The organism is Acinetobacter sp. A47, from assembly GCF_000805455.1.
Taxonomy (GTDB): domain Bacteria; phylum Pseudomonadota; class Gammaproteobacteria; order Pseudomonadales; family Moraxellaceae; genus Acinetobacter.
Map to the genome: position 1 here is coordinate 185,169 of NZ_JSUS01000064.1, position 23,335 is coordinate 208,503.

Sequence of the window (23,335 nt, forward strand, 5' to 3'; positions counted from 1 at the left end):
TAATCTCATAGGTGGATTGAATACCAGAAAATAGCCAAGTAGGCGCAAGAATTAAACAGGATCAGGCGGCTGCTTGGCTGGATAAGACTGAATGACTAAAAGCGATAACCCATCTTCAAAGCATAGCCAATGGCGCTGTTATCTTTAAAATCGGCTTGTTCAGCAACCGGTTTGATCCCCGGTACAGGAATGTAATAGGTACCGTCTTCGGCCACCACATCGCCTAACCAGAAGTATTTAACGCCTGCGGCAATAAAGTAGTTAGGGGCAGGGTTAAACTGGGCACCTAAGCCGACACCCCAAGAACCTTTGGTGGGATTCAAGGTGGAAGCCGGGTCGCCGGTACCCGAGTCCCAACTGACTTCTGTGGAGGCACTCCATTTTTCAGTAAATTGATGGCCAAGTCCGAAATTGACCGTCCATTGATCTTTTTGGTAGCTATCCAGATCAAAACCTCCGCTATAGCTGCCTTCGCTGATCAGGTCTGTCAAATATTCGGTGACTGCGCCAAACTGGGTCGGGCGAATATGAAAATCTTTCCAGTTGACCCAGCGCAGGTTGGCATATATGAGCGTGTCTTTATACACGCCGGTCTGAAAATCAATATTTACAGATTGTGGTGTTGAAATTTTGGTTTTACTGGCTGTCGTCACTTCCAAAGGTTCACCAAACATGGTCTCAGTCACCTGCATATCGTGGTCGATCTTGGAGCGATAGGTCACTGCGGCTTTTAAGGCAATATCCGGGATTTGATAACTCAACCCTGCCAGCCAGCCGACCGCATGATCCTGTTTAAATCGGGCATCATAGCCATTAAAAGCTTCACTGTATGAGTTACCACGCAGCGCGACATTACCTTTGACCGATTGATAGACAGCACCGCCATAGAGTTGAAAATCAGTAACCGGACTGAACCCGAAAATCATACTGATACTTTCGCTGTCGACATTGACCGATGTCCCTTGCTGGGTGAATTCATTGTCCGAGAAAGTATTATTGGATTGCATCGGATAGGTAATGTCGGCTCCAAAAGGCTGGTCATAGAGCAAACCAAAACTGATCCGGTCGGTCAGCTGCAGCTTGAGTGCAGCAGCATAATATTGAAAGCTGTTGCCCATATTGCCTGAGTTCAGGTTGGATGGATCATTGACCAGTTCCGGCCGATTACGGATTTTCCCTGAAATATCAGGATCGACCGCAGTGGCACTGACCTCGACATAATTGCCATTTTCCAGAAACGCCAACATGGACTGGCCGGACTGATCCAGTGCAGCAGCATGGTTGAGGGGACTGGCCAATAGGGCATAGATGCCGGCTAAAATTGAATTGCGTTTCATACTGATCATCCTTGTAAAACCGTATCTTATTTTTAGAACTGATATTTTTATTAACGGTCATCTTTTCTATTTAGAGCAATTTGATTTCACTCGATATTTTAAATAGAAAACTCATGTCCATACAGATAGTGAAGCATCTTTTCAGGGCATGGAACAGGGTTGCAAATATGCAGAATGGGGGGCTAAGCGGTCAAAAAGGCCTTATTCAGACCAGAAAAAACCTTGTGAGCGGGCACAAGGTTTTTTAGCACAATTGAGCAGTTATTGTTTGACGATGAGTACCGGAATATGCGATTCGGTCAGCACGGCACGGGCCACACTTCCCAGCAATAAACGTTTGACGCCGGTACGGCCATGCGAGCCCATGACGATCAGATCAGCGCCAATTTCATCGGCAACGAAAATAATGCCTTCACTGGCTGAACCATGATGAATCTTGGTATTGACTTCGATGCCATCACGAACAAAAGACTGGGAAATATCCTGTAACTGGGTTTTGGCATGCGCTTCAGCCTGCATAAAATAATCGGTTACCGCAGGAGCAAATTGATAAAAATCCACACCAACAAAGGGGTCAACCACCACTACACTCAGAATGGTCACTTTAGCCCCTGATAATTTTGCCAAGGACAAGGCATGTTCAACTGCAGCATAGGAAATCGGAGAATCGTCAACAGGTACCAATATATTTTGATAAGACATCTTATATTACTCCTTTATGGTTATAAAAATGATCGGATATAAGATGTTGATAACATATTGAGTCTACGCGAGCAAACCGGCGTAGCTGCACAGGTTCGGATAAAATAGAAAATAATCTGTAAAAACAATAGATTTCCATGCAAAATAGAGCGGTAGGAGAATCACTGTATTTTTGTAATTCCAGTCACTGTCCCGTTGGGAGCATACCGGAACATTCAGGCACCATTGCACATCATAAGGAAGGTCTGTGTTACTGAGTCTAGAGGCATTTAAACAGCAAAAGTTTGACCAGCTGGCCGCCAGAATCATGGCCAATCCTGAAGCTTATCTGGACTTTGACTCGGTTGCAGATTTTTATCAGGCGACATGGCTAGATGAGTTTCCACAAGGTACAACCTGGTCTGCGACTGGTCTGGATGACGGGGCTGAACAGTTTTATGCCATGATTGAATATAAAGATCATTATCTCTATATCAGCTGTCTGCACAGCGTGACAGTTAAATTAGGCAGGCGTCATCATTACAACAAAAATAACTAATCCGAACAGTCATCTATTTTTCAATGACTGCACCTTGGAGAGCTCAGGCCGGATGCTATACTTTTGCGCAATGATGAAATCCTAATAAAACAAAATGGACATTTAAAAATGGCGCATCAATTTACAGTGAATGAAACAATTCATGGTGTTTCGATTGAGGACTTTTCCAGGCTGGTGGCAGATACGTCATTGCATGAAGCGGTGTGTAAACGTATTCCCGGAGAAAATCTGGAAATTATTGAATCTGCGGTAAATGGTGACATTTATACCTTACGCCGTGAATATAATCTGGATGTGAATATTCCGGATGTGGCAAAAAAATTATTAAAAAATGCGTTCCGTTTAAAACGTGCCGATATTACCCATTTAAAGAACTTGACCTCTACGGTTGAACTGGGCGCAAACCTGCCTTTGGAAGCCAAAGGCGAACGTAGCGTGACTGGCGACAGTGAAAAAGTGAATATCTCTCTAACCTGGACGGTTAAAGTCAAAGTGCCATTGATTGGTGGCATGTTAGAGAAGCATGCTGAGGGTGAAATCCGTAAATTCAGCAATCTTGAAATCGAGATCGTTGCCGATGAATTAAAGAAACATCTTTAACTTATTCAATAAACAGAAAACTCTCCGATCGGGGAGTTTTTTGTTTTAGAAACGCAGAAAATAGGGAAGTATTGAAAACAATATACCTGTCATGCTGATCAGCACGGTACTGTCCATAAAATAGGTAAAGAACATCAGAACCAGACCGCAGACCAACGGCACAGTCATGTGCTGCTTTTTGCCATACAAAAAATAGCCTAAGCCAATCGAGCTAAAGATCACACCTAAAAACAGTTGCGTTGCATTCATTGGGATTTGCCCGTGTTATTTTTTTCGCAAATATATTATGACAATATTCTTAAATGAAAATTATAGAAGCATTATTCAATATCCCATAATATGGTAGCCACAATTTGTTAAAACAATTATAAGGGCGTGGGATGAGTGTAATTCTACCTGTAGCACAACGTGGTGAAGAGATTCTAAAAATTAAAGCGGCAACGGTTGCTGACGGGGAGTTTAACAGTGAATGGTTATTGCAACTGGCGTCGGCCATGCATGCAACCATGCTGGAACGTAATGGTGTCGGGATTGCCGCGCCGCAGGTCTATATTTCAAAACGCTTGATTATTGTGGCTTCGCGACCGAATCCACGTTATCCCGATGCACCGGAAATGGATGCGGTGGTGATGGTCAATCCCGAGATTCTAGAGTTTTCCGGAGCGACCTGTTTCGGTGAAGAAGGCTGTCTAAGCGTGCCGAATGAACGGGGACAGGTGGAACGGGCACAGGCGATCAAAGTACGCTATTACACTTTGCAGGGCGAAGTGATTGAAACGGTTTTTGATGGCTTTCCGGCGCGTATTGTTCAGCATGAAGTCGATCATCTGGATGGGATCTTGTTTGTTGAGCGACTGGCGCTAACCTGAGCCGTGTCAGATTGCGGGCAGATCGGACGTCAACGATCTTGCAATGATTACAAAAGCGATAAAATCAAGCTTATCAGGCTCCTGTACTATAAATTTTAATCACCTTTAAAATTTGACTGTTGCAAGGCGGCTGACCATGAAAACCCCTCTTCCTGACTATTTGGCACATGTGATCGAGGCTTGCGATACAGATAACAGGGGACAACTGGCCGATTATATTCCTGAGCTGGCCAACGCCAATCCAGACCGCTTGGCGCTGGCCTTGTCGACCGTTGATGGTGAAATCTATTCTGTTGGGGACGATGAGGTTGAGTTTACGATCCAGTCGATGTCCAAACCTTTCACCTATGCCTATGTGCTGCAACAGCTTGGCGTTGATGCGGTATTGGAAAAAGTCGGGGTCGAACCATCAGGCGAAGCCTTTAATGAAATTTCATTGGGAAAAGATCGCCGTCCCAAGAACCCGATGATTAACTCGGGTGCTATCACCACACATTCCTTGATTCCAGGCAAAGACGATCTGTCCGGCGCAGAAATTTTACGTCAGTTTATGAGCGAGCTGGCAGGACGTGAACTGCGCTTCGATGATGCTGTTTATGAGTCAGAAGTAAAAACCGCTTATCGCAATCTCTCTATTGGTTATATGTTGCGAACCGTGGGGATTTTGGAATCCGATCCTGTTGATATTGTGAATGGCTATATCCGTCAATGCGCGATCTTGGTGACGGTCAAAGATCTGGTACGCATGGGTAGTGTTTTTGCTAATGGCGGAGTTGACCCTAAAACTGGAAAGCGTTTATTGAATCGTGCTGTGGTACGTCAAGTTCTGAGCGTGATGATGAGCTGCGGGATGTACGATGCTGCGGGGGATTGGCTCACGACGGTTGGTATTCCTGCCAAAAGTGGTGTTGCAGGTGGAATCCTGGGGGTGTTGCCGGGTCAGGTCAGCATAGCGGCTTTTTCTCCTCGACTCGATGAACATGGCAATAGTGTACGCGGCATTGATATCATGGAAAGACTCTCTCGTGATATGGGGCTGCATTTGATGGAAGGCACACCTTCCGCACAAACCATTGTACAGAGCCATTATCGCACCGGAAAAGATGCGTCTTTAAGTGTCTATGTACTGCGCGGTGTCTTGAAATTTACTGAAGCGGAAATGTTGTTACGAACGTTGCAATGTGAGCCAGTCGATAACAGTAGCATCGTGATTGATTTATCCCAGATTTCTCTCATTCATGATGTCGGAAAACGGATGTTTTTAGAAGGCATAGATCGTTTGATTGATGATGGTCATAGCTTGCTTTTGGTTGATCCTGAGCAGCGTCTGGATAACGCACGAACGCATAAAGATCGGGTCTTGCATGTTTATCAGAATCTTGAGGATTTGATTGAGAAGCATAAGGAGCTGTGAGAGCCTATATTGAAATGATGTAGGTTCTAAAGAGTATTAATTAAACAAGAAGATTCTAATAATTGATAGTAATTTTAAAAAGAATTATTAAAAAATATAAACTAATATTAAATTACTTTTAAGAGCTAGAGTCGATAGATAAGGCTTTTATTAAATATTGAAATCTGCTATAAATAGTATAACCCAAGCGTTTCGTTTGGTTACGTATGTTACTCAAAAAAATCAGTGCTTATTGGCTAGTTTTAACTAGTGCTATTTAATAAATAGCTTGTGGGGAGAGGTGTCGTTTCCGTCATTTGTTCCAAATAATCCTGATAGTCGAGGGTAGTAATCTTAGTGTTTATTTAAGTGCTACTGAGTAACGAAGTAAATTGAGATTACAGGCTCTATGTATTGTTTTTTAGAGTTTAATCTATTTGGCATTTAGAGTACCCTCGCTATATCACATGATAAATTCAAAATATATTTTTAAAGGCTCTAAAATTGATAGTTTAGATAAATTATCTGAAGTTTTAGATATAGATATTGATGAGTTGACGAATGCCCTTTTGTTGGAGGATGAAGCTAAATATAAAGCTGGCTTTGTAAAAAAAAGTAATGGGAAATTAAGAAATATTTATAACCCTAATACTATCTTAAGAAAAATACAAAGAAGAATAAAGAATAGAATTTTTTGTCAAATTGAGTGGCCAGATTATATTTTTGGCTCTATTCCAGCAGATGAAATATCTTCAAATGATTATGTTGCTAGTGCTGCAAAACACTGTGGGGCTAGATCAATACTTAAACTAGATATAGAAGATTTTTTTGATAATATTACTCAGGAATTAGTTGAAAAAATATTTAAAGATTTTTTTAAGTATGATCAAGATGATTTACCTAGAATTTTAGCACAGCTATGTTGTGTAGATGGGAAAGTTCCACAAGGAGGTATTACTTCAAGCTATTTAGCTTCTTTAGCATTATTTTCTATAGAGGAAAGATTATTTTTTAGGTTGAAAAATAAAAAATTAACATACACTAGATATGTGGATGATATTACAATTTCAAGTAAAAATTCTGAATATAATTTTGACTCAATTATAAAAATTGTAGAAGGTCAATTAAATAGTATAGATTTGCCCTTAAATATTGAAAAAATAAATATTGAACGATTTTCTACTAAAGCATTAAAAGTTCATAATATAAGAGTTGATTTAAAAACACCAAGATTCGATAAGTCTGAAGTTAAAAATATACGAGCTGCAATTCATAGATTAGAAAAATTAGTCAAGAAGCCAAATTATAGAACACATTATTTTTATAGAATTGATTTCAATAGATGCCAAGGCTTGGTTAGTAAATTATCTCGTGTTAATCATGCTTCAGTAGAAAAGCTTCAGCGTAAACTTGACACAATTAAACCTTTGCCCAACCGATCGGATATAGTTTTTATTGAAACATCAATTGAATCATTAAGAAAATACTTTTCCTCGCAAAAAGAAAGTGGTTCATTTATTTATAATAGGAAGTTTTTTAAAATTCAGCATAGAATTGGTTTTCTTAAGTCTCACCCTAAGGGAATATATACTGAAAGGGCAAACTCTTTGAATGCGGAATTACAGAAATATAGGTTGAAGCAAATTAATGGTTAAGCTAGCAAGAAATAGTTTTTTAATTAATAAAGTTATCAAAATAGTTTGGTTTTTAGCAGCTTGTTCTACGTTATATTTTTTTAGTTGTAATTTTTTCTTTATTTTAAGAGAGGGATTTCAATTCGAGCCATCAAGTAATGGATTAGGGATTTTTTTTGAATTAAATAAATATATTTTTCAAATTCCTATCTTTGCTGCGGCAATTACTACAGCATTGTTAGGTTGGATAACTGTTCAGATTTATTTGGAAACCTATTTGACTACTCACACTAATAATTTAAATACACAGAAGGTTAATCAGTACTCTACATATCTTCAGCACTATAAAAATTTCCTTGAAACAGTTGATATATATATAGAACATAGCAATTATTTGAAATCAAACTCAATTGATCGTTTGTTCTTTTATCGGGTAATATACCCTAATTCTTTTGATGGCGACTTAAATATTTCTGAAAAATATAAAGAAATTATTTTTTTGATCGATAGTAACATAAAATTTTTGAATGAAGATCTTCCTAGGAAAATAGGATATTCTGAGCATATTAAAAGATTAATTGCGCATGCTGAAAATTTGGGAATAAGTATTCAAGAGTGTGATAGAAAAGATTTTATTAAATTGGAATATGATTTTTATTTATTTATTAACAACATAAATAAAAGTTTAGTTGTAAATGAACTAACAAGACCAGAATATTAGTCTTATTAGATTAGACATTAAAATTTAATGTCTAATCTAACTTATTAGAGATAATTTTTAGCCAATCGAATCATCCAAATTCGGCGCTAACCAACGCTTCGCTTCATCCAGTGTCCAGCCTTTACGCTTGGCATAATCCTCAAGCTGATCTTGAGAAATCTTGCCTACGTTGAAGTATTCACTTTCAGGATGCGAATAATAGAAACCACTGACCGAAGAAGGTGGCATCATGGCAAAATGTTCAGTCAATTTGGTACCAATCTTCGCTTCCGAGCCTAACCAGTCAAATAACACCGCTTTTTCAGAATGCTCTGGGCAAGCAGGGTAACCTGGTGCAGGACGAATACCGACATACTTCTCTTTGATCAATTCTTCATTGCTCAAAGTCTCATCGGCTTTATAGCCCCAGAACTCTTTGCGGATACGCTCATGCAAATGCTCGGCAAAAGCTTCTGCAAAACGATCGGCCAATGACTGAACCAAGATGGCTGAATAATCATCACCTTTGGCTTTGTATTCATTTGCCAGTTCTTCGGCACCAAAGATCGATACGGTGAATCCGCCCAAGTAATCCTGCTGCTCACGATCAGGACGAATATAATCTGCCAAAGATAAGTTTGGTTTGCCTGTCACTTTGTCAGATTGCTGACGGATATGCTCAAAGGTATGGGTAACCTTTTGACCGGCTTCATCAAACACGCTCACCGTATCTGCACCGGTACGTTGTGCAGGGTATAAACCAAATACAGCTCGGGCATCGAAACGATTATTTGCAATAATATCTTTCAACATCGCTTGTGCCTGATTATACAAATCAGTGGCTGCTTCACCGACCACTTCATCGGTCAGGATTTTCGGAAATTTACCCGCCAAGCTCCAAGAGATAAAGAACGGCGTCCAGTCAAAATATTCCACCAGTAATTCCAGCGGATAGTTTTTAATGACTTGTGTCCCTAAAAGGTTTGGTTTGGGTGGTACATAATTGGCAGCTACCTTAAAACCATTTTCAACCGATTCGGCATAGCTGAGTTTGGCGGCTTTCGGTTGCTTGTTAGCTAGACGTTCACGAATCTTGGCATATTCAGCACGGTGTTCGGCAATAAAGTTGCCACGCATTTCAGGTGAAAGCAGGGTGGTTGCAACACCCACTGCACGTGAAGCATCGGCTACATAGATGACAGCATCATTTTGATACTGCGGATCGATCTTGACGGCGGTATGTGCCTTCGATGTGGTTGCTCCGCCAATCAATAACGGAATGTTAAAGCCTTTACGTTGCATTTCTTTGGCAACAAACACCATTTCATCCAGAGAAGGGGTGATCAGACCAGACAGGCCGATGATGTCACATTTTTCGTCAATTGCGGTTTGCAGGATTTTCTCTGCAGGCACCATTACGCCCAGGTCAACAATGTCATAACCGTTACAGCCCAAGACTACCCCCACGATATTTTTACCAATATCGTGTACATCGCCTTTAACCGTTGCCATCAGCACTTTACCCTTGGACTGGCCTTCTGATTTTTCAGCTTCGATGTACGGATTCAGCCATGCTACAGCCTGTTTCATCACACGTGCAGATTTCACCACTTGTGGCAGGAACATTTTGCCTGAACCAAACAGGTCGCCGACCACGTTCATGCCATCCATCAATGGCCCTTCGATCACATCAAGAGGACGTTTGGATTTTAGACGGGCTTCTTCGGTATCTTCATTAATAAAGGTCGTGATACCCTTGACGAGCGCATATTCCAGCCGTTTCTCGACGGATTCATTGCGCCATTCCAGATTTTCAGCCTCTTTGGTTGCACCGCCCTGACCCCGATATTTTTCTGCAATTTCGAGCAGGCGTTCAGTTGCAGCCTGACCAGTTTCACCCTGGTTCCGGTTCAGCACTACATCCTCAACTGCCGCTTTCAGCTCTTCTGGAATATCATCATAGATTGCCATCTGGCCAGCATTGACGATGCCCATGGTCATACCTTGTTTGATGGCATGATACAGGAAGACCGAATGAATGGCTTCACGTACAGGCTCGTTGCCACGGAACGAGAACGAAACGTTTGAGACACCACCGGAAATCATGGCATGCGGCAGGTTCTGCTTGATCCAGCCGGTTGCTTCAATAAAATCGACGCCATAGTTGTTATGTTCTTCAATCCCGGTTGCCACGGCAAATATATTCGGGTCAAAAATAATATCTTCGGCAGGGAAGCCAACATCATTGACCAAGACATCATAAGAGCGTTTACAGATTTCACGCTTACGCTCGGCGGTATCGGCCTGTCCCGCCTCGTCAAAGGCCATGACAATAACCGCAGCGCCATATTGACGGCACAGGCGCGCTTTTTCGACAAACTCGTCATAACCTTCTTTTAAGGAAATCGAGTTAACTACCGCCTTACCCTGTACACACTTCAAGCCCGCTTCAATGATTTCCCACTTGGATGAGTCAATCATGATCGGTACGCGAGAGATATCCGGTTCAGACGCAACCAGATTAAGGAAATGCACCATCGCATTTTGCGAATCCAGCATCCCTTCATCCATGTTGATATCGATGATTTGTGCGCCAGCTTCCACCTGCTGCTGTGCAACTTCCAGTGCCTCGGCAAAGTTCTCTTCACGAATCAGGCGCAGGAATTTTTTTGAACCGGTAACGTTGGTACGCTCACCGACGTTAACAAACAGCGAATCATCATAGATGTTAAATGCTTCTAATCCACTTAAACGGCAGGCAGGAACGGTTTCAGGCACCTGACGTGGCTGAATGTCTTTGACGGCATGATAAATGGCACGGATGTGGTCGGGTGTGGTGCCACAGCAACCACCGGTAATATTGATCAAGCCGCTTTCAGCAAATTCTTTAATGAAGGCTGCGGTTTGTTCCGGTGTTTCATCATATTCACCAAAAGCATTTGGCAAGCCGGCATTCGGATGGGCTGAAATAAAGGTATCTGCCACATCGGCAATAGTCTTGATATGTGGGCGCATGGCATCTGCACCTAGCGCACAGTTAAAACCGATCGACAACAAATCGCCATGACGGACCGAGTTCCAGAATGCTTCAGCCGTCTGGCCTGTTAAGGTACGACCTGAGGCATCGGTAATGGTACCTGAAATCATCAATGGCAGTTCGCGGCCAATTTGCTTGAACACTTCTTTCACTGCAAAGATGGCAGCTTTACAGTTCAATGTATCAAATACCGTTTCGATCAGCAGAATGTCTGCACCACCTTCAATCAGCGCATGGGCAGCTTCAATATAGTTTTCTTTGAGTTCGTCAAAGGTAATGTTACGAAATGCCGGATCATTGACATTAGGCGAAATCGAGCAGGTTCGTGAAGTAGGGCCGAGTACACCTGCAACAAAACGCGGTTTATCCGGAGTCGAATATTTGTCACAGGCCGCACGTGCCAGACGCGCTGCTTCACGGTTGATCTCGGGAACCAGATCTTCCATGTGATAATCCGACATGGAAACACGGGTGCCGTTAAAGCTGTTGGTTTCAATAATGTCAGCGCCTGCATCCAGATAGGCTTCATGGATTCCCTGGATAATTTGTGGTTGTGTCAAAACCAGTAAATCATTATTCCCTTTGAGGTCGGATGCCCAATCTGCAAAACGTTCACCACGATAATCTTCTTCTTCTAATTTATGGCGTTGAATCATCGTTCCCATTGCACCATCAATAATCAGGATACGTTGGGCCAGAAGTGATTTTAGGGTGGTAAGCGTGGACATTCAGAAACCCCGGTGGATGATAAAGATAAAAAGCAGGGGCATTGTAACAGAAGCGAGACCAAAGCGCGTATTTTCAGCAGTCAGTGAGGGTGATTGTCCGGTTTATTTTAAAAATGTCATAAAAGCTTCATGAAGCTGTCACAATCGAACTGAATAATGCTTAAAAGAAGAAAAATTATTCGAAATATGACAGAAAGATGTCATATTTCGTAGCATTTGTTGCAAAATCAGACAAACAGTTTAATTTGCTGGGGGGTGTGCTTAATTTGTTGTTTTTAAATGTTTATTTTTATTTGGAGAGCAGAATTCAGGTACAAAAACAGCAAAAAACAAGGTGAAAACATGAAATTTTGGCTTTATGTGACAGTCCTTTGTCATATAATTGTCATAATTTAATTAAACAATACAGAGGATTTTATTATCCTCTCACCGTCTACATGAATTCTAATCTTCCTCCTGTTTCGGATTCACCGCTTGCCAATTCTCAGGCAAAATCGACGAATGTACATGTACCAACACCGAAATTCTTTATGCCGGTGTTTTTGACAATTATTGTTGCAACCCTGATTTATATCGGTTTTCAGTTAAGTGCTGATCTGGCACATGTACCGCCATTAAGTCTATATTCAGTTATTCTTTTATCGACGGCACTCTTCATCGCTTTAGGCTTCGAGTTTGTAAACGGTTTTCACGATACGGCAAATGCTGTAGCGACGGTTATTTATACCAATGCATTACCTGCACCGGCAGCTGTCATGTGGGCAGGTTTTTGTAACTTCCTTGGCGTGATGGTGGCAAGTGGCGCAGTAGCATACGGGATTATTGCATTACTTCCAGTAGAAATGATCATGAATGTCGGCAGTGGTGCTGGCTTCGCGATGGTGTTCGCCTTGTTGATCGCAGCAATCCTATGGAATTTAGGAACCTGGTTTCTGGGGATTCCGGCCTCAAGTTCGCATACCCTGATCGGTTCGATTCTGGGCGTGGGCATCATGAACCATATCCTGAATGCCTCTGCAGGTGCGACCAGTAGCGGTATTGATATTGATCAGGTGATCAAGGTGGGTAAGGCGTTATTATTCTCTCCATTAATCGGTTTTGCATTTGCTGCAATCCTGTTCTTGCTGGTGAAAAAAGTCTTTAAACGTCAAATGGAGCTGTTCCAGCCACCAGAAGGCAATAAGCCACCACCACCGCTGATCCGTGCCATCCTGATTTTTACCTGTACCGGTGTAAGTTTTGCCCATGGTTCAAACGATGGTCAAAAGGGCATGGGTTTAATCATGCTGATCCTGATCGGTCTGGTTCCATTGGCTTATTCATTGAATAAAAATCTGGATGCACAGCATTTACAGTCTTTTGAACAGCTTTCAGCTCAAACTGCCACTGTTTTAAATGTGAACCAGAATGAACTGGCTGATGAAAAAGCACGTGAGGTTCTGACCCGATTCATCCAGACCAAGGAACAGACTGCTGAAGTCGTGCCGGCACTTGCAAGCATGACTGCACATATCGGTACACGTGTTGCAGGCTATGGTGATCTGAAAGCGATTCCGGAAGCGGCAGTGAGTGAAATCCGTAATGACATGTATTTGAGTACCACGACATTCAAGCGTCTGGACAAGGCTGAAGCATTACCGGCAATGGATGAAACTCAGGCCAAAGTGGTAAAAGAGTATCGTAATAGTCTGGATTCTTTCCTGCAGTACATTCCAAACTGGGTGAAGGTTGCCGTTGCTCTTGCACTGGGTCTGGGAACGATGGTGGGCTGGAAACGTATCGTAGTGACTGTAGGCGAGCGTATCGGTAAGAACCATATGACTTATGGTCAGGGCATGTCTGCCGAGCTGGTTGCAATGAGTACCATTGCTGCGGCTGATGGTCTGGGGATGCCGGTATCAACGACACACGTATTAAACAGTGCGGTTGCAGGTACCATGGTGGCCAATAAATCAGGTTTAAACTTTAATACCGTGAAAACCATTCTTTCTGCATGGGTGTTCACCTTACCGGCAACAATTGCATTGTCTGGCGGTTTGTACTGGTTATTCTTACAGTTCGTTTAATGATCCTGATTCATTAAATCAGCATAATATTTCAAGACCTTGCTTCGGCAAGGTCTTTTTTTATGGGTACTGTTGATGTTACATCTGGCATTCACCAGATGCAGCCTTAACGCCTCCAGAGTGGTTTAAACATAACAAGTCTCCCCAGGTAGCACGATTTGTCTTAACCGGCGTAGGCGCGGTTATAGAGTGGAACTGGGTGCCATGAAAAACATTGCCATAGAGACGATAGAAATGATGGAGCGCTGTGCTACCTAATCCATATAAAGGCCTGATTTCCCAGACAGGGACGATGTCAGGAAGATGTTTAGTATTGGTCTGTTGATCCGAATAGATCATTCATGCCAGATCATGTGAGGGTGCCGGGCATGCACAGGTACTCTAATTGGGTTTGTATTATCGTTGGCCACTTCTGGCAAAAGTCTTTTAGGTGCTGTTAAAGTCAGGCGCATAAAAAAAGAGCTGTCTAGACAGCTCTTTTTTCAGTTTACTCAAGTGTTATGCCTGTTGAATACCGGCAACTACCCAGTCTTGCTGTGAACCGGCAGGTTTTACAAAATGCCAGATTTCAGTAAAAGGTTGCGGCAGGCTATTGAGGTCTTCACTCACAGTACCGGTAAAGCGTACGCTTACTACATATTGACCATTTTCAGTCGTGCTTTCCACCACCATTGCATTGAGGTTGCTAAATTCAGCAACATCCTGATCCTGGTTGGCCATAATGTCGTTATACATCGAGTCATAGAGTTCAGGTGTCAGATAACGGCGAATTTCTTCAACATTACTTGCACTGTTTACAGACTGGATGTGGTTAAAACGCTGGCGTGCAATTCGTAAGAAAGCTGCGGGTTCGGTACCATCTGGTAACTGATTGCCACTATTCATGGAAGCCCCGCCAAACGGTGCCTGCGGAGCAGCAGTACCACCACCTACAGATTGACCAAAGATATTGGTGTTATCACCTGACTGACGTGGTGCTGCCTGAGGCGGAACCTGACGGCCAAAATTGTTTTGACCGCCATTGTTCGGAGCATACGGGTTATTGGTTGCTAATTTTTTTTTTGCGCCCAATTTGCGGAACACAAAAAAGGCGATGGCAGCAGCAAGTAGTACCCAGATCCAGCCAGGCAGACCACCTTTTTCTTCCTGTTGCTGTTGAGTCTGTTGAGCCGCTTGCTGCTCAGTTGCGGTCGGATTGTGTTGTTTGTCATCCGCCAATGCATTGGCAGCTACAGCACCAACGGCTGCACCTGCGACACCCGCAGCAACCATTGAACCCACACCCGGACCAGATTTTTGAGGTGCAGTCTGTTGTTGAGGCGCTGGCGCTGCTTGGCGTGACGGCTGATAAGACTGGCTAGATGAACTAGATCTGCTCATACCATGGCTTTTTCCGCCACCGGCACGTTTTGCTTCCGCAAGGGGTGCAGCGACCAAAGTTGCCATTAAGAGAGCTGCCATCAAGCCACGCTGGTGTACTTGCATCGAAAATTCCTATTTAAATCCAATTTGTAAATGTATTTATGCAGGTATTTACAAGGAATTTCAACTAGAAAAGTATGTTTTTTTATGTCAGCTGCCACTCATAATTCATCACTGAGCTGCATGGCCTCGGTTAATGCCTCATGTAAACGGGCTACTGCAATGACCCGGACGCCTTCAACGGGCTTTTGCGGAGCATTGCCTCTTGGCAGGATGACATATTTAAAGCCATGTTTGGCTGCTTCCTTCAGGCGTTCCTGACCATTGGGGACAGGTCGAATCTCGCCGGAAAGCCCGACTTCACCAAAAACGGCCAGTTGTTGTGGTAATGCTTTGCCTCTCAGGCTGGAAGCGCAAGCGAGTAACACCGCCAGATCGGAACCGGTTTCGGTGATTTTTAAACCGCCAACCACATTGACATATACGTCTTGTCCAGAAGTTTGCACACCTCCATGACGATGCATCACGGCAAGCAACATATTCAGCCGGTTTTGTTCCAGACCCAGTGCCACACGACGAGGCTGTCCATGTGCATCGTCTACCAGCGCCTGAACCTCGACCAGCAGGGGACGAGTGCCTTCGCGGCTAATCATCACAATGGAGCCTGGAATGGCTTCGTCATAGCGGCTCAGGAAAATTGCTGACGGATTGGCGACTTCACGTAGACCCTTATCGGTCATGCCAAATACCCCCAGTTCATTGACTGCACCAAAACGGTTCTTGACCGCACGGATCATGCGATAGCGGGAGTCTGACTGTCCTTCAAAATACAGGACACAGTCGACCATATGTTCCAAAACACGGGGGCCGGCGAGCGAACCTTCCTTGGTAACATGACCAACAATGAACAGAGCCGTCCCGCTATTTTTGGCAAAACGTGTCAATAAAGCAGCCGACTCGCGAATTTGCGATACGCCGCCCGGAGCCGATTGCAGCGTTTCGGTATAGAGTGTCTGGATCGAATCCAGAATTGCAACAACAGGACGCTCCTGTGCCAGAACCTCACAGATCCGCTCGACACAGGTTTCAGCCATCACCTTCAAAGAGTCTGTAGGCAAATCCAGACGCTGGGCACGCAAAGCCACCTGTGACAATGATTCCTCACCGGTGACATACAGGGCGGTACTTTTCTTGCTTGCCATATGGGTCGCGGTTTGCAGCAGGATGGTCGATTTACCGATACCCGGGTCACCCCCAATCAGGACAACAGAACCGGTCACCAGCCCCCCGCCCAGTACACGGTCAAATTCGCTAATACCTGTAGGCACACGGGTTTCATTGGAGACGGTCACCTGATTTAAGGTGGTAATGCTGGCAGCCTGACCTGCATAACCTCCTCCCATTTTGGGTTGACCGCGATGCGTCACCACAGGTTCGACCCGGACTTCGAGCAGGCTATTCCATTCACCACATTCAGAACATTGACCAGCCCATTTGGGGTGATCGGTACCGCATTGTTCACATCTGTAAACGGTTTTAATTTTGGCCATAAGATAAAATTGAAAACTTGCTGAAAATTAGATAAAAAAGACTCAGGACGAAATTTCTAGTCATGCCGGACTACCTTGCAGATGGATAAAACAGGAAGCCGGTATGTTTTCGTCACTCGCTGGTTAAAGGGAAGAGCTCAGAAAAATAACATGATATACAACTTTTACAAGTTATAGACAGTGTGTTTTTAGCAATCGCTTTTTTGTTCAATTCACTTTTTCCATGGATGGTGTTAGGTGTGTTCGCTTATTTATTGTCATGAGATTTTGATCGAATGGCATAGATATTGCTCATGCTCAGACGAATGGAAATTTAGCCTTAGCTACTTTTCAAAATAAATAATAAAGGTGGATGTCTATGAGTGCAGCAGAAATTGTAAATTGGGTCAATGGAATTATCTGGAGTCCGGCACTGATCTATTTATGCCTGGGCGCAGGGCTATTTTTTTCTATTTTAACCCGCTTTGTGCAGGTTCGCCAAATTAAGGAGATGGCCAAACTGTTAATTCACGGTTCTTCCTCTGCGCAGGGAATTTCCTCATTTCAGGCCCTGTCGGTCTCGCTCTCTGGTCGTGTCGGGGTGGGGAATATTGCAGGGGTGGCAGCCGCCATCGGGTTTGGCGGGCCGGGAGCCGTGTTCTGGATGTGGGTGGTGGCTTTTCTGGGAGCAAGTACGGCTTATGTCGAATCCACACTTGGCCAGATTTACAAGGTTGAATATCAGGGGGAATATCGCGGAGGGCCGGCCTTTTATTTTGACCGGGGCTTAGGCCAGCGGTGGCTCGGTATTCTGTTTGCAATTGCTGCAATTGTTTCATGTGGCCTGTTCCTACCCGGTATTCAGGCCAATGCTGTCGGTAATGCCTTTACCCAGATTACAGGTCAGGGCGCTATCGTAGTCGGAAATATAGGCGCATATAAATTACTGGCGTTGATTGTAATTGTTTCCTTATTGGCAATCATTATTTTCGGCGGAATTAAACGGATTGCCCGTTTTGCCGAGCTGGTGGTGCCATTTATGGCCTTGGGGTATATCCTGATGGCGGTGATTATCGTGGTCATGAACATTCAGGAATTGCCGGGAGTGATCAAACTCATTTTTGCAGATGCATTTTCTCCAATGGCCGGGGTCGGAGCTGCAATCGGCTGGGGGGTAAAACGTGGTGTTTACTCCAATGAAGCGGGTCAGGGCACGGGGCCGCATGCAGCAGCTGCTGCAGAAGTCCAGCATCCGGCACAACAAGGGTTCGTACAGGCCTTTTCCATTTATGTCGATACGTTATTTGTCTGTTCTGCAACTGCCTTTATGATTCTGATTACCGGTACCTATAACGTACAAGGGACTCTGGAAGCTGGACAATTTATCGTGCAGCATGTTGCGCCGGCTACCGAAATCGGATCACCTGCCTTTACCCAGATGGCAGTGAGCACCGTGTTTGGTGGCTTTGGCCAGATTTTTGTCGCCTTGGCCGTTTTCTTCTTTGCCTTCACCACGATTGTTGCCTATTACTATATTGCTGAAACCAATATTACCTATCTGAGCTATATCACCAAAACGCCATCCTTACTGTTTATCACCAAATGTTTCATCATGATTTCCGTCGCTTATGGCGTGTTGAGTGCAACCGGTTATATCTGGGGAATTGGTGATATCGGGGTTGGCCTCATGGCATGGATCAATATTATTGGCATTATTGTTACTTATTTTGTGTGGAAACCGACCATCAAGGCGTTACGCGATTATGAAGCGCAGCAGAAGGCGGGCGTCAAGGAGTTTAGCTTTGATCCGGTAAAACTGGGTATACGCAATGCGACCTTCTGGGAAGAGCGTTTAAAGAAAAAACAGCAATCATCTAATGACTAAAGCATCAATCATTTTTTTATAAAAAAGCACTGGTCCTGAGTGCCACTGCTTTTTTATCTGTTCTTGTTTTCGAGATGACCAAGTTGCCCTCACAAGTTGATTGTATTGTTTTGGCCTTGTGCGTATGATCGAATTCAAATGTATTTCACTTGACAAATACAGGCAAAACATTGCTTAGCTAAAGCGAGCCAGAGCAAGGATAGCGAAAAAAATACTGAAAAGGGTATGTGTCGTTATGAACAGCTGGTTTTAGCTAAGGTATTAAAAAACACTGGAGAGTTTTTGTAAAATGTCGAATCAAAATCTGAGTGAGGCTGCTGAGCAAAGCGGGCTTCACCGTAGTCTATCTAATCGGCATCTACAGTTGATTGCGATTGGCGGTGCAATCGGAACTGGTTTGTTCATGGGTTCGGGTAAAACAATCAGTTTAGCCGGCCCATCGATTCTGTTTATCTATATGATGATTGGTTTAATGGTGTTCTTCGTGATGCGCGCATTGGGAGAATTATTATTATCCAACCTGAATTATAAGTCCTTTATCGATTTATCAACCGATCTTATTGGCCCTTGGGCTGGTTATTTTGTGGGCTGGACCTACTGGCTGTGCTGGGTCACGATCGGGATCGCAGATTTATCAGCGATTATTTATTATCTGGAATTTTTCAACGGCGGTGAATCCTTTACGGCCGCTGGCGGGTTACTGATCAGTACGGTTGCGATTGCCTTCGTACTTGGCTTGAATCTGGTCACCGTAAAACTGTTCGGTGAAATGGAATTCTGGTTTGCCATGGTCAAAATCACGGCAATCATCGTGTTGATCGCGGTGGGATTGTGGATGATTTTTACAGGATTCACCAGCGCTTCCGGTACCGTAGCCAGTATTTCTAACCTGTGGACGCATGGTGGCATGTTCCCGAAAGGCCTGGATGGTTTTCTGGCAGGTTTCCAGATTGCAATTTTTGCCTTTGTTGGTGTGGAACTGGTCGGTACGACCGCTGCTGAAACACAGGATCCAAAGCGTAATTTACCGAAAGCCATCAACTCGATTCCGATTCGTATCATCATTTTCTATGTACTGGCATTGTTTGTGGTGATGTGTGTAACGCCTTGGGATGAGATCAATCCTAAAGTCAGCCCCTTTGTAAATATCTTCTCGCAAGCGGGGATTGCATCTGCGGCGATCATCATGAATCTGGTGGTGTTGTCTTCGGTGATGTCATCAATGAACAGCGGGGTATTCTCGACCAGCCGCATGCTGTTCGGTTTATCGGCAGACCAGCAGGCTCCTAAGCTGTTTGGCAAGTTATCCAAATCTGCGGTTCCTGCCAAGGCTTTGATCTTCTCGTCTATCTGTATCTTTATTGGTGCATTTATTCAGTACATCTATAAGCTACAGACCGGAACCAACGATGAGGTTACGGCATTTACCCTGGCAACCACATTATCGACGATCCTGTTTATCTGTGTATGGATCATCATCATGTGGAGTTATATTAACTACCGCAAAAACCGTCCCGAGTTACATGCCCAGTCAAGCTTTAAGCTGCCTGGCGGTGTATTTACCTGCTGGGTGGTCATTATTTTCTTCCTTGCCACGATCTATTTCCTGGCACTGGATGAAACCACATTAGAATCGCTCAAAGTCAGCCCAATCTGGTTTATTATTCTGGCGATCGGTTATTTCTTCTATAAGAAAAAATAAGCCGGTAGCAGGGTAATGTAGAAAAATGCCGATTTTAAAGTCGGCATTTTTTATGCTTATTCGCCGATTCATTCAAGTTTAGACTTTAGCCAATCTGATGATCACGCTATACTGCTCCGAATTGTAAAAGTTAGGTGCTCAGATGCTTAAAGCCATTTGTTCTATCAGTTTATTATTGAGCAGTGTGATCTTGACTGCTTGTGGTCAGTCTGGTGCATTGCAGTTGCCGTCCGATCCCAACCATGACAAACGCGCCAAATATCTGCTTTACAAAAATGAAGCAAGCCAGACAAAAACGTCATCTGAGGTAAAGAACGCTGAAGCAGGTGCCGAACAGCAGGCCACCTCCTCAACGACCCAATCACAGACCATCTCCCCTTAAAGTTTGTAAATAAGGACATCTTCATGAGTTTCACTCGCATTAATGGAGTATTGCACGCTGAGCAATGTTCTCTGGATCAGCTCGCGCAGCAATTCGGCACGCCTTTATATGTGTATTCAAAAGCTGCTTTTGAGAAACATTATCTGGATATGCATCGTGCTTTTGATTTTATTGATCATCAAATCTGTTTTGCGGTGAAGTCAAACTCAAATCTGGCTGTCCTGAATGTATTGGCAAAACTGGGCGCAGGCTTTGATATTGTGTCTGGGGGTGAACTGGCCCGGGTTCTGGCTGCGGGGGGAGAACCTTCAAAAATCGTATTTTCCGGTTTGGGCAAGACCGAAGCGGATATCGAGCAGGCCCTTGAGGTCGGCATTGCCTGCTTTAACGTGGAATCTTATGCAGAGCTGGACCGCATTCAAAAAGTTGCAGCTAAACTGGGCCGCAAAGCGCCGGTTTCGCTGCGGGTAAATCCTGATGTAGATGCCAAAACCCATCCTTATATCTCGACGGGCTTGAAGGAAAACAAATTTGGTATTCCAAGCGATACTGTGAATGAAACTTATCAGTATGCGGCATCCTTGCCGAATCTTGAGATAGTCGGGATCGACTGCCACATTGGCTCACAGCTGACAGAAACCAAGCCGTTTGTCGATGCGCTGGAGCGGGTCATTGTCATGATCGGGCAGCTGAAAACTCTGGGTATCGAGCTTAAGCATATTGATATTGGTGGTGGTCTTGGGGTGCGTTATAAAGATGAAACGCCGCCAAGTGTTGAAGAATATGCAAATGCAATGCGTCCTGCTTTAGAGCAGCTTGGTTTAAAAGTCTATATGGAACCGGGCCGCAGTATTTCTGCCAATGCAGGCGCATTATTGACCAGAGTCGATTTACTCAAACCGACCAGCCACCGTAATTTTGCCATTATTGATGCGGCCATGAATGATTTAATCCGTCCGGCCTTGTATGAAGCATGGATGGATATTCAGTCGGTAAACCCGGATACTGATGTTGAGGTGAAGACATGGGATCTGGTTGGCGCAATCTGTGAAACTGGCGATTTCCTCGGTAAAGCGCGTGACCTGGCACTGCAGGAAAATGACATCTTGGCGGTGCTGGGAGCAGGCGCCTACGGTTTTGTGATGAGCTCTAACTATAATACGCGTGGACGTGCTGCCGAAGTCATGGTCAGTGGTGATCAGGCCTATTTAATTCGTGAACGTGAAACCATAGAATCACTCTGGGAAAAAGAGCATTTGTTGCCTGAGGAGTAAATTGAGATGTATTTAGAATTTACCAAGATGCATGGTCTGGGCAATGATTTTATGGTCGTTGATCTGGTTACCCAGCGCGCTTATCTGGATACCTTGACGATTCAGCGCTTGGCGGATCGTCATTTTGGTGTCGGTTTTGATCAGTTACTGATCGTTGAACCACCCGATTTACCGGATGTTGATTTTAAATACCGGATTTTTAATGCTGACGGTTCTGAAGTAGAACAATGTGGGAATGGCGTACGATGTTTTGCCCGCTTTGTGCATGAACGTCAGCTGACCAGCAAAACCAAGATTCGTGTACAAACCAAGGCAGGCATTGTTGAGCCTGAACTGGGAGCAAATGGCTGGGTGCGTGTGAATATGGGGCAGCCTAGATTCCTGCCTGAAGAAATTCCGTTTGTTACCGAGGCCCATGAAGATACCGAAGGTTTATATACCCTGGCATTGGCAGATAACCAGAACCTCAATATTGATGTCGTCAATATGGGAAATCCGCATGCAGTAACCATCGTGCCGGATGTACTGACCGCCGAGGTGGAACGTATCGGCCCGCAAGTCGAATCACATGAGCGTTTTCCGGCACGTGTCAATGCAGGGTTCATGCAGATTCTGGATGAAAAACATGTCCGTTTACGTGTCTATGAACGTGGTGTCGGCGAGACCATGGCCTGTGGTACGGGGGCTTGTGCAGCAGCGGTAAGCGGCATGCGCCGTGGCCTGCTGGCGAGTGAGGTTGAAGTCCAGCTTGCTGGTGGCAAGTTGCATATTGCCTGGCGTGAAGGGGATGTGGTGTGGATGACCGGCCCAACCACGCATGTCTACGATGCCCGTCTGGATTTAAGATATTTTCAGGGCTGATCATACCGGATTAAAAAAGCGCGTAGTCATGTACGCGCTTTTTTATGGCTTAACGTTTGCTTAGCGCCAGTTTCAGTGCAAACAGGACAAACACGCTGCCTGTAATACGATCCATATATTGAATGAATTTCGGTTGTTTCAGGTAGCCTGAAATAGTTTGCATTGCAGCGATCAGGAATATCGACCAGACCAAGCCAATCAGCACATGAATCATCACCAAGCCCATGGTCCAGATGACTGGAGATGAGGACTGCGGAATAAACTGCGGCAAGAAGGAAATATAAAAAATACCGACTTTCGGATTAAGTAAATTGCCCCAGAAGCCTTTGATAAACCAGTTTTGCGTCGTCGTAGAATCATTCAGACCTGCGAGTTGGTTACGTGGTTTCAAGATCAGATTGAGTCCTAACCAGGCCAGATAAATGGCGCCCATCCATTTTAAAATATTAAAGGCCAGATCCGAGGTCATCAACAAGGCACCCAGACCACAGGCCACAATGATTCCCCAAACAATACAGCCCAGATTAATCCCTAAAGCCGCTTGAAAGGCTTTGGCCTTACCTTCCAGTGTGGCAGTGCGAATAATCAGTGTGGTATCAAGCCCAGGGGTAAGGGTAAGCAAGGTAATTGCGATCAGATAGGGAATAAGCATTGTTGTCATGATGAGGCCACCACT

The 23,335-nt window shown here is 44.2% G+C and carries 20 protein-coding genes; 12 read left to right on the forward strand and 8 right to left on the reverse strand.

All coding sequences use genetic code 11. The features are described from left to right. Positions 1-95: 95 nt before the first annotated feature. Positions 96-1,337: an OmpP1/FadL family transporter gene (locus tag OC23_RS13050; protein ID WP_038345303.1), complete on the reverse strand. Its 1,242-nt coding sequence runs from the start codon at positions 1,335-1,337 to the stop codon at positions 96-98. Between the two features lie 261 nt (positions 1,338-1,598). Beyond that, positions 1,599-2,039: a universal stress protein gene (locus OC23_RS13055; protein WP_038345304.1), complete on the reverse strand. Its 441-nt coding sequence runs from the start codon at positions 2,037-2,039 to the stop codon at positions 1,599-1,601. 247 nt (positions 2,040-2,286) lie between these two features. Here OC23_RS13055 and OC23_RS13060 point away from each other — a divergent pair, with 247 nt between their 5' ends. After that, positions 2,287-2,577, forward strand: coding sequence for a hypothetical protein (locus OC23_RS13060; RefSeq protein ID WP_038345305.1), 291 nt, complete (start codon positions 2,287-2,289; stop codon positions 2,575-2,577). A gap of 108 nt (positions 2,578-2,685) precedes the next feature. Then, positions 2,686-3,177, forward strand: a complete 492-nt coding sequence (locus OC23_RS13065; RefSeq protein WP_038345306.1) for a DUF2505 domain-containing protein — start codon at positions 2,686-2,688, stop codon at positions 3,175-3,177. A gap of 45 nt (positions 3,178-3,222) precedes the next feature. Here the strand turns inward: OC23_RS13065 and OC23_RS13070 are convergent, their stop codons facing one another. Then, entirely contained in the window at positions 3,223-3,426 is a 204-nt protein-coding gene (locus OC23_RS13070; RefSeq protein WP_038345307.1) for a hypothetical protein, read from the reverse strand. Positions 3,427-3,557: 131 nt separating this feature from the next. Between OC23_RS13070 and def the strand changes: the two genes are divergently transcribed. From def to OC23_RS13090, 4 genes are all read left to right on the forward strand, one after another. Beyond that, positions 3,558-4,046 (forward strand): peptide deformylase, encoded by a 489-nt coding sequence (gene def / locus OC23_RS13075; protein ID WP_038345308.1) that lies wholly within the window; start codon positions 3,558-3,560, stop codon positions 4,044-4,046. Positions 4,047-4,182: 136 nt separating this feature from the next. After that, entirely contained in the window at positions 4,183-5,460 is a 1,278-nt protein-coding gene (locus OC23_RS13080) for a glutaminase (RefSeq protein WP_038345309.1), read from the forward strand. Between the two features lie 446 nt (positions 5,461-5,906). Continuing rightward, complete coding sequence (locus tag OC23_RS13085; RefSeq protein WP_038345310.1) at positions 5,907-7,094, forward strand: reverse transcriptase family protein; 1,188 nt, start codon at positions 5,907-5,909, stop codon at positions 7,092-7,094. Next, positions 7,087-7,794: a retron Ec48 family effector membrane protein gene (locus tag OC23_RS13090; protein ID WP_038345311.1), complete on the forward strand. Its 708-nt coding sequence runs from the start codon at positions 7,087-7,089 to the stop codon at positions 7,792-7,794. Before OC23_RS13085 ends, OC23_RS13090 begins: the two co-directional genes overlap by 8 nt. Before the next feature lie 57 nt (positions 7,795-7,851). Here OC23_RS13090 and metH read toward each other — a convergent pair whose 3' ends face one another. Further along, positions 7,852-11,538, reverse strand: a complete 3,687-nt coding sequence (gene metH / locus OC23_RS13095; protein WP_038345312.1) for a methionine synthase — start codon at positions 11,536-11,538, stop codon at positions 7,852-7,854. Between the two features lie 437 nt (positions 11,539-11,975). Here metH and OC23_RS13100 point away from each other — a divergent pair, with 437 nt between their 5' ends. Next, a complete protein-coding gene (locus OC23_RS13100; RefSeq protein WP_038345313.1) occupies positions 11,976-13,604 on the forward strand; it encodes an inorganic phosphate transporter in 1,629 nt (542 codons plus the stop codon). A gap of 78 nt (positions 13,605-13,682) precedes the next feature. Here the strand turns inward: OC23_RS13100 and OC23_RS19075 are convergent, their stop codons facing one another. The 3 genes from OC23_RS19075 to radA all read right to left on the reverse strand — a co-directional run bounded on the left by OC23_RS19075 (position 13,683) and on the right by radA (position 16,576). Next, entirely contained in the window at positions 13,683-13,943 is a 261-nt protein-coding gene (locus OC23_RS19075) for a hypothetical protein (protein ID WP_152607837.1), read from the reverse strand. A 159-nt stretch (positions 13,944-14,102) separates the two neighbouring features. After that, the gene (locus OC23_RS13105; RefSeq protein ID WP_038345314.1) at positions 14,103-15,089 is read right to left on the reverse strand and encodes a Tim44 domain-containing protein; all 987 of its coding nucleotides are present in this window, start codon (positions 15,087-15,089) and stop codon (positions 14,103-14,105) included. Positions 15,090-15,187: 98 nt separating this feature from the next. Further along, positions 15,188-16,576, reverse strand: coding sequence for a DNA repair protein RadA (radA, locus tag OC23_RS13110; RefSeq protein ID WP_038345315.1), 1,389 nt, complete (start codon positions 16,574-16,576; stop codon positions 15,188-15,190). A 358-nt stretch (positions 16,577-16,934) separates the two neighbouring features. Between radA and OC23_RS13115 the strand changes: the two genes are divergently transcribed. From OC23_RS13115 to dapF, 5 genes are all read left to right on the forward strand, one after another. After that, positions 16,935-18,440: an alanine/glycine:cation symporter family protein gene (locus OC23_RS13115; RefSeq protein WP_038345316.1), complete on the forward strand. Its 1,506-nt coding sequence runs from the start codon at positions 16,935-16,937 to the stop codon at positions 18,438-18,440. A 289-nt stretch (positions 18,441-18,729) separates the two neighbouring features. Further along, positions 18,730-20,142 (forward strand): amino acid permease, encoded by a 1,413-nt coding sequence (locus OC23_RS13120; RefSeq protein WP_038345318.1) that lies wholly within the window; start codon positions 18,730-18,732, stop codon positions 20,140-20,142. 142 nt (positions 20,143-20,284) lie between these two features. Next, complete coding sequence (gene lptM, locus OC23_RS13125) at positions 20,285-20,524, forward strand: LPS translocon maturation chaperone LptM (RefSeq protein ID WP_038345319.1); 240 nt, start codon at positions 20,285-20,287, stop codon at positions 20,522-20,524. 23 nt (positions 20,525-20,547) lie between these two features. Next, positions 20,548-21,798 (forward strand): diaminopimelate decarboxylase, encoded by a 1,251-nt coding sequence (gene lysA, locus OC23_RS13130; protein WP_038345320.1) that lies wholly within the window; start codon positions 20,548-20,550, stop codon positions 21,796-21,798. 6 nt (positions 21,799-21,804) lie between these two features. Beyond that, a complete protein-coding gene (gene dapF / locus OC23_RS13135) occupies positions 21,805-22,659 on the forward strand; it encodes a diaminopimelate epimerase (RefSeq protein WP_038345321.1) in 855 nt (284 codons plus the stop codon). A 49-nt stretch (positions 22,660-22,708) separates the two neighbouring features. On the opposite strand, the gene OC23_RS13140 is transcribed toward dapF, so the two are convergent. Continuing rightward, positions 22,709-23,320: a LysE family translocator gene (locus OC23_RS13140; RefSeq protein ID WP_038345322.1), complete on the reverse strand. Its 612-nt coding sequence runs from the start codon at positions 23,318-23,320 to the stop codon at positions 22,709-22,711. Positions 23,321-23,335 lie beyond the last annotated feature (15 nt).

What these genes read in the sequence shown, in the direction of transcription:
- OC23_RS13070 (WP_038345307.1), bottom strand. Translation starts at nt 3,426, where the DNA reads ATGAATGCAACGCAACTGTTTTTAGGTGTGATCTTTAGCTCGATTGGC.
- OC23_RS13140 (WP_038345322.1), bottom strand. Translation starts at nt 23,320, where the DNA reads ATGACAACAATGCTTATTCCCTATCTGATCGCAATTACCTTGCTTACC.
- OC23_RS13050 (WP_038345303.1), bottom strand. Translation starts at nt 1,337, where the DNA reads ATGAAACGCAATTCAATTTTAGCCGGCATCTATGCCCTATTGGCCAGT.
- OC23_RS13080 (WP_038345309.1), top strand. Translation starts at nt 4,183, where the DNA reads ATGAAAACCCCTCTTCCTGACTATTTGGCACATGTGATCGAGGCTTGC.
- OC23_RS19075 (WP_152607837.1), bottom strand. Translation starts at nt 13,943, where the DNA reads ATGATCTATTCGGATCAACAGACCAATACTAAACATCTTCCTGACATC.
- OC23_RS13120 (WP_038345318.1), top strand. Translation starts at nt 18,730, where the DNA reads ATGTCGAATCAAAATCTGAGTGAGGCTGCTGAGCAAAGCGGGCTTCAC.
- OC23_RS13065 (WP_038345306.1), top strand. Translation starts at nt 2,686, where the DNA reads ATGGCGCATCAATTTACAGTGAATGAAACAATTCATGGTGTTTCGATT.
- def (WP_038345308.1), top strand. Translation starts at nt 3,558, where the DNA reads ATGAGTGTAATTCTACCTGTAGCACAACGTGGTGAAGAGATTCTAAAA.
- radA (WP_038345315.1), bottom strand. Translation starts at nt 16,576, where the DNA reads ATGGCCAAAATTAAAACCGTTTACAGATGTGAACAATGCGGTACCGAT.
- OC23_RS13100 (WP_038345313.1), top strand. Translation starts at nt 11,976, where the DNA reads ATGAATTCTAATCTTCCTCCTGTTTCGGATTCACCGCTTGCCAATTCT.
- OC23_RS13055 (WP_038345304.1), bottom strand. Translation starts at nt 2,039, where the DNA reads ATGTCTTATCAAAATATATTGGTACCTGTTGACGATTCTCCGATTTCC.
- lptM (WP_038345319.1), top strand. Translation starts at nt 20,285, where the DNA reads ATGCTTAAAGCCATTTGTTCTATCAGTTTATTATTGAGCAGTGTGATC.
- dapF (WP_038345321.1), top strand. Translation starts at nt 21,805, where the DNA reads ATGTATTTAGAATTTACCAAGATGCATGGTCTGGGCAATGATTTTATG.
- OC23_RS13085 (WP_038345310.1), top strand. Translation starts at nt 5,907, where the DNA reads ATGATAAATTCAAAATATATTTTTAAAGGCTCTAAAATTGATAGTTTA.
- OC23_RS13105 (WP_038345314.1), bottom strand. Translation starts at nt 15,089, where the DNA reads ATGCAAGTACACCAGCGTGGCTTGATGGCAGCTCTCTTAATGGCAACT.
- lysA (WP_038345320.1), top strand. Translation starts at nt 20,548, where the DNA reads ATGAGTTTCACTCGCATTAATGGAGTATTGCACGCTGAGCAATGTTCT.
- metH (WP_038345312.1), bottom strand. Translation starts at nt 11,538, where the DNA reads ATGTCCACGCTTACCACCCTAAAATCACTTCTGGCCCAACGTATCCTG.
- OC23_RS13115 (WP_038345316.1), top strand. Translation starts at nt 16,935, where the DNA reads ATGAGTGCAGCAGAAATTGTAAATTGGGTCAATGGAATTATCTGGAGT.
- OC23_RS13090 (WP_038345311.1), top strand. Translation starts at nt 7,087, where the DNA reads ATGGTTAAGCTAGCAAGAAATAGTTTTTTAATTAATAAAGTTATCAAA.